At 50.3% G+C, this 13847-nt stretch carries 8 protein-coding genes and 1 tRNA gene; 2 read left to right on the top strand and 7 right to left on the bottom strand.

What is annotated here, in order from left to right:
• Window positions 1-2: 2 nt before the first annotated feature.
• From Pla144_RS09685 to Pla144_RS09660, 6 genes are all read right to left on the bottom strand, one after another.
• Window positions 3-3431: an outer membrane protein assembly factor BamB family protein gene (locus Pla144_RS09685; RefSeq protein ID WP_146450481.1), complete on the bottom strand. Its 3429-nt coding sequence runs from the start codon at window positions 3429-3431 to the stop codon at window positions 3-5.
• Window positions 3432-3497: 66 nt separating this feature from the next.
• Window positions 3498-3989 carry an ExbD/TolR family protein gene (locus Pla144_RS09680; protein WP_146450480.1) on the bottom strand — a complete coding sequence of 164 codons (492 nt, stop codon included), beginning with the start codon at window positions 3987-3989 and terminating at the stop codon, window positions 3498-3500.
• Between the two features lie 36 nt (window positions 3990-4025).
• Window positions 4026-4514, bottom strand: coding sequence for an ExbD/TolR family protein (locus Pla144_RS09675; RefSeq protein ID WP_146450479.1), 489 nt, complete (start codon window positions 4512-4514; stop codon window positions 4026-4028).
• 53 nt (window positions 4515-4567) lie between these two features.
• Entirely contained in the window at window positions 4568-5194 is a 627-nt protein-coding gene (locus tag Pla144_RS09670; RefSeq protein ID WP_146450478.1) for a MotA/TolQ/ExbB proton channel family protein, read from the bottom strand.
• A 26-nt stretch (window positions 5195-5220) separates the two neighbouring features.
• Complete coding sequence (locus tag Pla144_RS09665; RefSeq protein WP_146450477.1) at window positions 5221-6105, bottom strand: hypothetical protein; 885 nt, start codon at window positions 6103-6105, stop codon at window positions 5221-5223.
• Between the two features lie 33 nt (window positions 6106-6138).
• Window positions 6139-7785 carry a HEAT repeat domain-containing protein gene (locus Pla144_RS09660; RefSeq protein ID WP_146450476.1) on the bottom strand — a complete coding sequence of 549 codons (1647 nt, stop codon included), beginning with the start codon at window positions 7783-7785 and terminating at the stop codon, window positions 6139-6141.
• A 199-nt stretch (window positions 7786-7984) separates the two neighbouring features.
• Between Pla144_RS09660 and Pla144_RS09655 the strand changes: the two genes are divergently transcribed.
• Window positions 7985-8057: transfer RNA gene (locus tag Pla144_RS09655), tRNA-Phe, on the top strand.
• 216 nt (window positions 8058-8273) lie between these two features.
• Here the strand turns inward: Pla144_RS09655 and Pla144_RS09650 are convergent.
• Window positions 8274-8594, bottom strand: a complete 321-nt coding sequence (locus tag Pla144_RS09650) for an HU family DNA-binding protein (protein WP_146450475.1) — start codon at window positions 8592-8594, stop codon at window positions 8274-8276.
• 497 nt (window positions 8595-9091) lie between these two features.
• On the opposite strand from Pla144_RS09650, the gene Pla144_RS09645 reads away from it, so the two are divergent.
• Complete coding sequence (locus Pla144_RS09645) at window positions 9092-13732, top strand: outer membrane protein assembly factor BamB family protein (protein WP_146450474.1); 4641 nt, start codon at window positions 9092-9094, stop codon at window positions 13730-13732.
• Window positions 13733-13847 lie beyond the last annotated feature (115 nt).

The raw sequence follows: 13847 nt of genomic DNA, 5'->3' as shown, positions 1-13847 counted from the left end.
TTTCACGGTTCTGGTTGATTTACGATCAGGAGCGTGCCATCCGAGGCAGCAAGTACAAGACGACGACCGAATGGCACTGGTCCCGCCACAATTGCCTGGTCAAGTGACACACTAGCTAGTTCCTGGCCATCGGCAAGATTCAGTCTTGAGATACCATGAAGTTGCCACGCAATGAGCAGGCTGGCTTCGTCAGCCACGGGAACTCCGGCTGGTAATCTATCGCCTAGAGGTGTTTTCCACGTGATCTTGCCATCTCCTTGCATGTATACGATTTCACCCACATCCGTGCTGAATACAAAACCACTGCCTGTAGAAAAGGGCCCCCAAACGATTTGGCCACCGACGTCGATGGGGTCGTCAGCCGCGAGCGAAGGTAGTTCGAAGCGAGCCACCGAGTTCCCCTTCGTTCCTGCAATGGCAACCGTACCGCTAACAGCAATCGGGGACTTAAGTTTATGTTCACCCAACGCTTCGTTTTTAATCGCTTGCAAATGGGGGGCGGGCACAGATTCCTGTTGGATCAGATAGATACTATTCTGTTCGTCAGAGAGAACTAATTGAGAATCTCCACCTTCACTGACAACGGCAGGTGTGAGCCAGACTAACTTCTCGTTTGCTTCTAGCGGTGGCTGAAATGGCGAGCCAATTTGTTCGCCATCTTCACTGGAGAAAAGATAGACCTGTCCCACGTGGGTCGGAGCGACAAACCCCTCGCCCCAAGATATGAGATCTGCACTCAAGGGTGAAGAAAGTTCGACCAAACTCAGAGGACCTCGAGGCACACCAGGACGAAAAAGCAAGATCTTCTTTGAACCTAATTCGCCTGCCGCAAGGCGACTCTGACCAAGTGGAACACTCGTTGAAAAGTTCGATGACGAAATGCGTCTGCCGGACAAACGGTCTGCTTTGTTTTGCACCCGTTCGGACATTGCTTCTCGATCAAGCAAATAGGCAGCTCCAGTTGCGGTGATTGCGCTAATCTGAGCCCCAACGGGATCGATTGCGGGGGCTCCTGCCAAGGGAACAGCGAGGTGGGTCTGCCATAGTGTCGTCCCGGACGTGGAATCGACGGCAGCTACTATTCCACCTGCCTGATCGGCAGGCCGTCGCACATGAACAACCATGCCGTCAATCAACAGCAGTGGGTTGTCGAAGATATCCCCTGCAAAATCTTGGTCTAGATTTCGTACTTGAATACGATTGCCGGTCGGAAGAATCGCCAACTTGCTCAGTTCACGACCTCCAACCCATACATTGCCATCGTGAAGGAGCCCGAAGCGAGCAATCGCAGAATCCCCCTCTGGATCGCGTTCTGCGATACGGCTCAGGGCTGCATCTCCTTCGCTACTTGCCACATCATAAGCGGAAATTTGGCCAAGACTGGTGAGTACGACAAGACGCCTCCCATCGACCAATAGTGGCGTATCAACTGTACCGGTGAGCCTCTTCTCGGTTTCGACTTTTTGGGTAAGGCCCTTTTCAGAAATCGAATGAACGGAAAGTTTACTTGTGGTAAGTCCTGTGTTAACCGCGACTAGAACCTTGTTCAATATTTTAGCTACGGGAACTGCAATGCTGTCCGCACTATGTCCTAGATAGTAGACACCCAGACAAGTGTAGTCGTCCGTTGATATCGTATACAGACTCGAGTGAGCTCCTGGAACGTACAATCGGCGCTTACTTTCGTCGATGGTCGGCGGTACGGCCAGCTTTTGACTGAACTGGATATATCCTACCGACTTCCCCGTAGAGACCTCAACGACATGCAGCTTGCCATCTTGATCCGCAACAAATATTTGTTCTCCTGAGAGAACAGGTTGCATCAAAGGCGTATCAAATGCCAGCCGCCAAAGCACCTTTCCCGAATCCCCTTCTAAGCGCGCAACTTCCCGGTGCAGGATGTCAGTGACCAAATAGTCCCCATTACCCAGTTGGATAGGTGCACAATCTGGGCCATTACCCAGGTACTCACGCCAGAGAAGCTTGCCATCACTGGCCCGCAGTGCGTAGACAGCACCAGAGAGGCGGATCGCTAAGGTTCCTTCTGCTTCGCTGACAGACTTGACCTGCTGGTCAGCAAGAGTAAGTGTAGCGACTATGGAATTTTGGCGCGGTCCCGACTCGGCCTCCCGCGATTCTGAGACGAACTTTATTGCCTGAGCCTCAGCTTCAGATATTGATTTTACTTTTGCAGCCAAGGTGTCGTCGCGCATTAGCGCTGGATGCTTTTCCAAAAGTTGGCCATGAAGTTCATAGGCAGCCGCAATGTCTTGTTCGGCAAGTGCCTTGTCGACCTTCTCGAGTGTCTCGGCAAGATCGAGATTTTGCTGCCGGGCACGTTCGACGCGCAACAGCGATTGCTCAATCTCACTTATTTGCACTTCATCGCGAAACTGCTTAGGAATGTATTTAGTGTTCATCGCGAGGGAGAGCGCCGCACGAGTTTGTTCTACTCGCTGTTGGGCCAGCTCCGGTTCAGTCGCCTCTTCAGCTTGACCTGCCAACCCTTGGGCAATCTTGGGGATGAGCGAGGCAAGGTCCCGCTGCGCAGAGCGAAACTCTGGTTCATCTTGAATGTCATCTAGGACGCTTTGTACAGTTTCCAAGGCATTCTCGTAGTCGCTTGTACTGCCACTATCTTTCCAAAGTCGAGCCATGCCCAGCTTGACCTTGGCGTCACTGTACTGGGGATGGCCCTTATTGACTTCGAGAAAGTGTTCGTACTGACTTATCGCTTGCGTATAAGACCCGCTATCAAAGTAGTCACCAGCTTGCTGGAGAACGAGGTCAGCATTCTCTCGATTGAGAAGGTAATAGATCACAACCCCCGAGATAATCAGCACGAGCAAGCCGCCACCACCATAAAGGATGAGTGAGGAGTCCCATTCATTTTTGTTTTTCTGCTTTTTTCTCTTAGGCTTCGATTTAGTGGGTTCAGTAGCAATCTCGTCAAAGACTGCCTCTGAATCTTCCTGTGCTTTGGCAACGCTTGACATGGAAGCAAGCGACGAGAGATGTGGACTATCTGGTTCTCCAGGATCAGGAGCCTCGTCTCGGACGTCACTGGACGCTGACACTGCATTCTCGATTTGGTCAATGCTCAGATTTTGCCGTGAGTCTACCGGCGCGAGCGTGACAACATCATCATCGAGGACCGAGCCCGACGTTTCTTGACCTGCAAGAGGAGTCTCTGGCAAGGGAACGAAGCCCATAATGCTCGACTCTGCGTTAGACGATACCGTGAGCGTGGTCTTCAAGAGTTGATAGGCCACGGATCTTGGGATGATCTCTTTTTTTACTAGATACTTTAGGATCGCTTGAGGGGTCACACGATGCTGGTCTTTCTCGGCCTTAGCGCGGAGCTTGGCAATTACGTTGGTTGGCGCCAACTTGCGATGTTCCAAGATGTCGAGAAAATCTGATGTCTTCATGGTGAGTCTTGTATTTACTGTTGTAGCCGAGCAGGACTTCCTATCACTTAAATGCTCGCTTACGCATTAAAAATCAAAATCGCCTTCTTCGTAGCTCATCAACCGTATTTCTTCCATGCCCACCCCAGTCCCTGCATCGAGGGCGGCCACGACGAATTCGTGGCGCGCATCGCCGTTCGCTTGCACCAGCATCTTTGCCGCCCCCGACGGGCTTTCCTCGCGAACTTTCCGGAGTTTGACGATCATCTCTTGCGCGCTCGTAGCCCGTTGTTCTTCCGGCGAAGAAGGACCAGAAATCCAAAAAACGTTGTCTTCATCGACTCTCACTACAATCGAGTCCTTTTCCAAGTCATCGACAGTTTGTGTGACGGCTCCCTCCTGTTCTTTAACAGGTGGAATCTCCAACGACTTCTGCAGGGCAAAGGCGGCGGTAATCATGAAAAAAATCAACAACAAAAACGTCACATCGACCATAGGGGTCAAGTCCATCTCATCTTCGCCACGATGCGAGCGGTGGCGAGTGATCGCGTCTTCGCTGTAATGAACTTCTTCTGCCATTCTCTTCAACTTCTGGGTACGTAAGCCGAGCGATTGCTAATTGGATTCCATAACAGCTAGGTAGATCTTGGCACCTTCGACCCGCGAGGCCGCCTTCACCACGCGTTCGACTTCTCGGTAGGCCACATTGCGATCCGCCTTGATGAGGACGTTCTCCTTGTTCTCTTCTCGACGTCCTTTCTCGACGGCTTCCACAATGAGATCGCTCTGCTCGTCAGGGTCGTCGCTTAACCGAGCCGCATCTATCTTGCCGTCACCGAGGTAAATCGGGGCATTGTCGACCCCTTCATCGCTGACGGTAAAAATTACTGAATTTCGCTCCCCCACGCCTTTTCCGTACTTCGCTTTCGGCAGCTCAATCGCTGTCTTCTGATCAGGGGTCGAGCAGACAAGGAAGAATATCAGCAGCAGGAAGGTAATGTCGATCATCGGAGTGATGTCCATCTCCGCGTCTTCTACCCGCGAGCTCCTGGCCGGCATGACTCCACCAGCGGTCCAATCGTCTGTCTCTATTGAATCATTCACGGATATTGAATCTTTTCATTTAATGCTGGTAGTCAACTACATTCGAACGGCATCTAAGCTTGGGCAAACTTCAAAGCTTCAAACAATCTCGACATGCCGACACCCACAAGATCTTCCATCTTGCGAATGCGGATATTAATACTGGCGGTAGACAGAACCAATGGAACGGCGATAGCCAGCCCCAAGGCAGTCGTGATCAAAGCAAACTGAATGTCCGAAGCCATTTGGACGGTATCCACTTTGTCACCGCTACTAAGATTAGCGAAAGCACCCATCATGCCCATTACTGTCCCTAACAAACCGATCATCGGGGCACTCTTAATAACGGTCCCTACCCAACTCAGGCGATGTTCGATGTCAGAAAGTACATCCTGCTGAAACCGCTCTGCTACGCGTCGGCGTAGTTTGTCGTATCCAAGATTACGATTGTTCACCGCGTACAAAGCTAGTTGAGGCATGGCTCGGCGATCATCTTCACATAGCTCGGTAACTGCCCCGTAGTTCTTCATTTCGAGCGCCTGCTCCAATTCGACGAGAAACTCATCTTGATCTTCTTCATCAGCAAAACGGGTTTGACCCACGCGTCGCCAGACGAGGATGACGCAATAAGCGCCCCACAATGCCAGCATGGCCAATACGCCATAGACGCAATTGTTCAGGATTCCAAAGAGAGTTTCCATATCGGGCAATCACCTTCGACTAAACTTCAAAAATATCGTTGGTCAACGACTTCAAAAACGAACTGCGACCCATCATGGACCACCGTGAAAACTGTCTCACGGATTGTGTTCACATCGCGTCCATCAGAATACTTATTTTCCAAGGTCCAGAGAATGCTTTCTACTTCAAATGGATAGAATAAAAGCACGATATTGCCTTCTTTGGCAACACCCGCTTCTCTGGCGAGCCGTTCCGTGAGCGCGGGCATCGGGCCATCTGCCGCGGAAGTGTATCCCCGCGAATCCTTCGTGGGCTCACCCACGCGTGTCTGCTTGTTGCTTTTGCTCAGATCGAATGCGTAGTGGACCAAATTGTCGCGACCAAGCACGCCAATCTCGATCTTATTGTAATCAAGCCATTCTGCGAATTCACTTGGGGATTTCGGTTCAAAGCGAAATTTCCAGCGTTCCCATCGGGGGACTCGCTCGATGACTCCGTCGTTCCCGGTCCCTGCCATCCTGGCGTCACCAAGCCCTTTTCCTTTGCCTGCAATGTCTTCGGCTTCGAGGTCTTGATCCGAAAGCAGGACCTCTTTGGCTGTGACGGCATCGGTGAGCGTCTCGAGCATGTCTTCCAATTGAGGGTCTTCGAGTTCTTCCGCTTCTTCGCTTCCAGGTGGATCGGGTTCAGCAGCCAAGCCCTGATTAGCATTGGCGCTCGTGGCCTCAACTGGCACCACAGGGATGGGCTGCACAGACGACTTAAACTTGTCGGCAAAAAAAACGATCATCAGACCCAAGACTGCGAATCCAACCAAAATCAAGAGCGCGATGATCATCGTCGCAGTGCGGTCATAGGTATTGACCGATAATTGATATTTCTTGCCCCGCTGGACTTTCTCAGTTACAGAAGTTGATTGAGCAGTGGGCATTGATACTCTTAGCTAAAATTCATGCAATCGTGGTCAGGGAGCGATTGGGGCATTCGGACGCACACTACGATACCAATTCTTCCATTGCTCCAAAGAATCGTAGCGCTCCTTGTCAGTAAAATTGTCATCCGGCCCGAAGCCATGGAAACGTCGACTGACAAATTGCAAACCATCACGGGCAGCACGGACAACCCTCTTATCTGGATCTGTCAGTGCATAAAGCAACGACGGAACGTAGTCCAGGCTGCGCAGCGAGGCGAGTCCTTCGACGGCCATGAGCCGAACTTCGGGCGATCCCGTTTTAACCAACTGCTCCAGGTGGCGAATCTCCTCGGGACTAATGTTATTCACATCGATCCCCGAACTTTCACTCAGCAAGGCGTCTAGCTCTGGTCCAGCCGTAGATTCTAGTAGACTCAGAAAGTTATCTATTTCCGTAGGCTTTTTTTCCTTAACGAGGCGACCTTTCTGAAGTTTCATTCGCGCCAGGTTTGCACTCAAACCGCGCCCTCCAACTAAGGTTCCCTCACCGAGACTGGCTTTGATGCTTTGCTGAGTAGAACGAATCAAGAACAGGATAGCGAATGCAGTAGCACAAGGAGATTCAGCCGGACTGGTAACGGAACCGTCTTTCTTCTGTTTTTTTTTGATGTACTCGTAACCCGTTTGATACCATGATGGTTCTTCGTCCACATTTCCCGCCAAGAAGTCCTCAAAGCTCTTGTATCGTTCGATGGAATACAGCGTATAGTAAGGATACTCAGCCTCTAGATTCTTATTGAAATTCTTGCCGAACCAGGTATTCCCCGCTTCGGTAGCCCTAAGCACCTGTTCACGATCGAGATTGCCTCCGGATAGCGTGCGTATCTTTTTTACTTCGCTCTTCGCCTCTTGCAAGGCTGAAGGTAATTCCTCTTTTGCCGTGGTGTCTGCATCGGGATCTTCGCCTGGTTGCATTGTCCCTAAGATATTCGCGGCAATGAGAGTGCTTCCAAGTCCCGCCGCCAGCATGCTTACCGTAGTGTCGGTTTGTTCTATCAGCTTGAAATCACCTGGGTCTTTGCCCTGGTATCCCCACGACCCGCTGGGATCCTGAGTACGCAGTAACCAGTTCGCAGCTGATTCAACAGATTTTACACTGGGAGCCAAACCGATTTGCATCAACTCCCAATAGGACAGGATCGCATACTGTGTCTGAGAAGTATCACCTGTTTGGTAAACCTCATAGCCCCAGCCACCATGGGGTTTCTGACGATTTGCCAATGCTCCAGCGAATCTTTCAATGAGGCTGCGGTATTTGACCGGATCAAGTTCTGCCAAAAAAATGATCGCCAAACCATTGCTGTAGACGCTGTCGTTTCGCATTTTTTCGGCAGTCGTGGCCTCACACGCAGCGACAGCTTCTTTAATGCGGGGATGCTCGGGAGATGCTCCAGTCTTGACGAAGGACAAAGCCACCAGACAACGGCCACCGAGTCGCTCGTCGGTGTGAGATTCTAGGAATTTAAGACCTCGATTGACCAACTCTCTGACTTCAGGGCTATCTGGGGTGACTGCCTGACACTTCGAAAGAGTCCAGTAAGGCGCCAACAAGAGAAGCATTACAACGGATAAATAGCCAGAATGGCGTCCACGAAGAGGCTTGAGGTCGTTCAATGCGCAGCTAGTTACTCCGAACATTTAAGACTCGCCACCCCTCAGGTTATTGTTCCGTAGGCTGGTTTGGCCATTCGATAGCCAATCTTTACCTACGTGACATATTAGTTTGAGGTTTTCCGCACTGTCAAGTTGCGCAAAGCTTGTGCTGAGCCAATTGACACGCTTCTAAGCCGGTTTTACCATGGGAATTCCTCTAGTGATTGCTTGTTCACTTCGGTGGGGTCAGGTAGCTCAGTTGGTAGAGCATCGGACTGAAAATCCGAGTGTCGCCGGTTCGATCCCGGCCCTGACCACTCCCTCTTATCGCCTTGAGCAGCCTGGGTTTGGGAATCTCCCTGTTCTTGCCGAATTTCTATTTGAAATACGTCGCGCATGAAAAAGCCCGCTGGTTCGACACTTTGAACTGCCCAATGAGCAGACAAACGAGAACGATTCAGCGGGCTCTTAATTTTGGACGACTGTGAACGATACCTCGCAAGAGGTCTGTCACAGCACTCAGAGCGGTCAGCTTAGACCATGTCTTTGAGTTTCTTCAGGGGACGGATCTTGATAATGTTGCGAGCCGGCTTGGCCTTGAACATCGTCTTTTCGCCAGTGAATGGATTAATACCCTCACGTGCTGGTGTGGCCGGCTTCTTCTGGACAACAATCTTGCACAGTCCGGGAATCGTAAAGGTCTCGGGGCCTTTCTTGCCGAGTGCCTTGGTGATCTCATCGTTAAGTGCATCGAAGACTTCACTGATGTTCTTCTTCGTCAGGCCGGTCGTCTCAGCGATACTGGCATAGATCTCGGTCTTAGTCGGTGGTTTTTTTGCAGCAACTTTCGCCATGTTAGGAAACCCTCCATAGTGCTTTGAAGTGGAAAGGGATGTCAGGATTACCATGAATCCTAGCACCAAAACTTTGTTCAACGTGCTGATTTAAAGACTGCTGGCATTAAAATACAAGCCGTATTTGTCCTTTTTGACTAGAATAATAGTGTTTTTTGGCAAAATAGTTAATAAACGACCCTATTTGGTGACTGGCAAGCCTTCTGTCTGACTTGCCTTTCGGCGGCAATTTCCCCCCGCAACAACGTAGTTGCCCTATTTGGTGATCGAGCTAAAATTAAATGCTGCAAGGGGTTAGGATGATCCTGGTACACTCCCGCGGCATGGATTTACCCTGTTTTGGGAGGATCGGAACGATTTTAGTGCCAGAAACGTCTAATTCTCAGCTAAACACGACTGGTCCAATCCCTAGAATCCTACTTCTAAGGGAAACCAGTCCTCTGACACTTGTTCGATTAGTCGGTTCAAGTCGATCGTAAGGATTGGTGCATCAGAATATGAGATTCAGACTTAATAAGACTCTTTTGCGAGAGATCTGTATCGATGGAGCGAGTGTTACGCGACTTATCTTGATTGTCCTCGCATTCTTCTCGGCAGTTACTTTCTGCAATATGGGGTCTGCCCAACAACCACTCGTTGTTTCTTCCGAATCGGGATCAGATACAGTCGATTTATATTCCGATCGCAAGCTCTCGCGTGGTATCGAGCGTGCGCGAGAGCGGATTGCCAGTGGTGAGTTTTCGCAGGCCATTCGCTTTCTGGACGAAGTCTTGGCCGATGCTCAAGATTCCTTTGTCACGACTTCCGATCCGGGGAGTTATCGTGGTCTGAAAGAAACTGCGAGCAACATGATTCGCGATCTTTCTCCTGAGGGGATTGAATTCTATGAGTCCATGTTTGGACCACTAGCTCGGAAAAAATTGAGCGAAGCGATCTCGGCAGGAGATTTTGGGCAAGTTCGAACAGTATCTCAGCGCTATTTTTATACTTCAGCAGGTTTTGATGCTGCGATCTTGTTAGCACAACACGAAGCCGACACGGGCCGCCACCTATCTGCCGTTATACTTTATCAACAATTGCTGGACACTCCTCGGGCAGCCGCCACTTTAAATCCCCAACTTAGCTTACTTGCCGCTCAAAGTTGGATCGCTATCGGAAACACAGAGCGAGCTGAAACTCTTTTGAGTAAAGTTGCGGCTTCTTCTGGAGCAAAGGGTCAGAAGGTAGTTATAGGCGGCCAAGAAAAACAACTCACGAGCAATACGGTCAACTGGCTTGAAGAGGGGATTGGCATTCCAGATCAGTTACAAACGCCCTTTGAAAAGGAATGGCTGCTATCTGGAGGAAACACTGCTCGCAACGGTAGAAGTGATGGAGGTCTTCCTCATACGCGAGTTCGCTGGCAGGCAAGATTATTGAATCGCCCGCAATTTGAAGAAGTCTACGATGATCTCTTGGTCTCGCTCGAACAGCGTCAGATGCCACTCCCGCCGGCTGGGGTACCCTTGGCAGTTGGAAATACAATCATAACCACAACTGCTCACAATGTGGTCGCTTTTGATTTCGGTACTGGTAAGCGGATATGGCAAACTCAGCCACAGCGAGTTGCGGAATTCGAGGAGCTCTTGAGTCTCAATGAAGAGAATTCACTGAACGAACCCAACCTGGATTTAGCACAAACGTTTTCGCATCGAATTTGGAACGATTATCTTTACAACTCGATTAGTAGCGATGGCGATCGTGTTTTCGTCATTCGAGACCTCTCAATTGCACAGCTCGCAGATAACGACATCTGGGCGTTGCCATTCCGAGGCGGTGGAACACCTGGACAAACCTCAGAATCTACGAATCGCTTGTGCGCATATGAATTGGCGACGCAAGGAAAACTGGTCTGGGAAATCGACGGAGCTGCTAGAAAAGATGAATTGGCAGGAGCCTTTTTCCTAGGGGCCCCAATTTCGGTCAACGAACTTCTCTACTGTCTAGCCGAGATCAAGAGTTCGGTTCATCTGGTGGCGATAGATCGTCAGACGGGCCAACTAAAGTGGCTACAACAACTAGCGGATTTACATGCGGGAATACCACTTGATCCGCAACGTCGAATGCAAGGTGCGGTCCCTTCGTATGATGCAGGCATGATGGTATGTCCCACTGCGGCTGGTGTGCTTGTGGGGTTCAATCTCGAAAAAAATTCATTCGCCTGGCATTTTCGCTATGAAAATAATCGCACAGCATTGGAGTACCTAAGGCGATCTCGAGGACGAACTCGTGAGACAACTGGAAAATGGATCGATGGAAGTGTGATTTTGGCAGAAGGCTGTGTTTTGCTCTCTCCCCCTGAATCAGATTCGATCTACTGTCTCGAATTGTCGACCGGGAAGCTGCTGTGGGAGAGACAACGTGAGGACGGAATCTTCGTTGCCGGCGTCGACAAGGGAAAGGTATTAATCGTAGGCAATCAGAGTCTATTTGCGGTTTCCTTGCTCGAAGGTCGCCCGGTATGGGAACAACAGGAAATGCCTCTGCCAAGCGGAGCAAACCCAAGTGGCCGAGGCTTTCTTAGCTCAGAAAAATACTTCCTTCCGTTATCTAATGGACAAGTGATCGCGGTTGAATTAGCAAACGGCAAGATAGCCGAAAAGGTAGTTGCTCGTTCTGGAGCGATTCTGGGTAATCTGATTTCTCATCGCGGAGCTATTTTGTCACAGAGTGGTCGATTTCTGGAATGCTTCGATCAAATCGAGGTTCTGCGCCGGATGACGGAAACGAAACTCGCAGAAAACCCTTCCGACTCTGAGGCACTTCGCACTCTCGGGGAGATTACCTACAACGAGGGGAAACTGGCGAAAGCCATAGAATACCTGGAAAAATCAGATGCGATTTCTCCAGAAAATCTACGGACCCATGAAGTGCTCGCTGAGTGCCTGCTGGAAGCAATCGAAAAAAATTATTCCACCTATCGAGATCGCATTCCTAAACTGCGAGAATTGCTGGCAATTTCTCCAGAACAACTGCAGAAACTTCAACGCCTCGAAGCTAGTGGTCTCGTAGAGCTAGACAAACTCGAGGAGGCATTCGAAGTCTGCCTCGAGATCTTCAATGGTAATCTCTACAACGGCGAACTACATCAAATGGATTCTGATTACCTAGCCAGTACAACTAGTTGGCTGAAGGCGCAGACTGCATTGATATGGCAGCTTGCCACTGCGGAATTACGGCAAGACATCGCTTCTAGATTGGTAGAGGTTCGATCAAAACTGGACTCCGATCAACGGGAACCAGATTTGACGATTTATCTTGCCAGTTTCGGTGGCATTGATGAGATTGCTGAGAGACCAGCCCATGAAATGGCTCGTAAGCATATGCAAGAGGACCAGTTGTTAGCTGCACAACAATGGTTGGTGGATTACGCTTCCCTTCCCAACACACCCGAAGCGATCTCTACACTCGATGGTGAAACCATAGCGAGCTTTGCCAAGATACTCCATGAAGCCAAGTTTGATCGATTGGCACTTCCGTACGATCGAGCCTTGGCGGGTCCACTCGCAAATCTCGAATGCCTCGATGGCAAGACTGGCAGAGAATGTGTCGAGAGCTGGACCGGCCTTGATAATGTAAAAGGCTTACCTTGGCCGTATGGCAAGGTGCAAGTCGATGTTCCACTTACTACTAAGTCAGCAGTTAACCCCCGAGTGAACGTTCGTTCTCCTTTGGCAGAGGTACGTCTCGAACACGGAGACGAACTTTTGAGCCACTGCAATATCTTCTATTCTTCGCGAATTGCAGAATTAAGGATTCATGACCAGCTAGGAAATGAGGTGTCGCACCAGATACTGGGAGAGCAAGAACGCCAAGTTTTCCACGGAGGTGTGTATGGAGTGGCTAGGGGCAATCTATTGATCCTCTCTCTCGGCCAATTAATTGTCGCCGTGGATACACTCGCTCCCCGCTCAGAGAACGGAGATGCCGTCTTGTGGCGGAAGCGAGTTCTTCGAAATCCGAGTCAACGACAGGTCTATGGGGGCTACAATGTCCGTACCGAAATGGCTATTCCCTATTCTTCTGGCACACCGCGAGTCCAAGTCGATGGTAAATGGATCGGCGTTATCGGCCCCTTAACGCGGGACAGGTTTGTCTATCAGGATCAGAGAGGGCTGCATTGTGTTGATCCGTTAACCGGTGAGCCCCAATGGTCTCGCAAAGATACTCCGAACGCCTGCAATCTTTTTGGCAACGATCGGGTAGTAATCGCCGTGGAAGACTCGAGCACAAAAGCTCAGGTTTACAACCTGATGGACGGGCGTGAACTGGGACAGGTTGAAATCCCACTCTGGCGGGACCAACTGGCTACGCACGGCACGGATGTCTTTTCCTGGCAGCGGACGAAAGCGGGTCGATTTGAATTAGAATCACTCGACGCGTCATCTGGAGAAACGAACTGGAAGAAAGTGTATCCCGCTGGTTCCAAAATTGATATCGAGCAGAGACGTTATATCGCAATCGTGGAGCCTGATGGGCACTATCAGATTGTGGATGCCTACGACGGCAAGGTTTTAGTTGACTATCTCGGTAGCGAACAGACTTTAGCAAAAAAGCTCTATCTCTTTGTCGGATCAGAAACCTTTGTTGTTGCCACCGGGCGTAAACCAAAGTCTCAGGCGAAGGAAAACCGAAACTGGTTTAATGTCGCAGACTCAGCCGCATTCGATGGCGACCTCATGGCATTCAATATCTCCACTGGGGCACCCATGTGGTCGCGACCTGCCGAAGTTCGTCAACAATCCCTGATGCTGTCTCAACCGATGGACTCACCAGTGATCTCCTTTGCGGGTTTTTATCATGGTCAGGACGGCCGGGGAACCAAGCCCTTGGCCAGCATTTTGGTTTTAGAGAAGGCGTCCGGGAGGATGTTGTTTGCCGACGAGGGAATGCAGAATGCTGGGAATCTGTGCCTCATATCGGCCGATGAACTAGCTCATGAAGTTACGCTGGAAATGGTGAGTCGTACGGTAAAACTGAAATTCACTGATTTGCCGCGTCCTCCAGAGCCTCCCGCCACCGTAGAAACCAATGCAGGTGACAAGCGGGGTTCGCAAGGTCTGGAACGCATATTTGAAAGGCTTTGGCAAGGAAGCTAAGGCCGAATAGCACCGAGATATTCAGTACCATTGCGAACCGCCGTTTTCTTCTTTTAGATGCAGGGATATAAATTACTAACGGATTACCCCTGCTCAGATCGAGCCCATCAGAGAT

The sequence above is a fragment of the Bythopirellula polymerisocia genome, assembly GCF_007860015.1.
GTDB classification, from domain to species: Bacteria; Planctomycetota; Planctomycetia; order Pirellulales; family Lacipirellulaceae; genus Bythopirellula; species Bythopirellula polymerisocia.
This window is presented reverse-complemented; position numbering and strand designations above follow the sequence as displayed.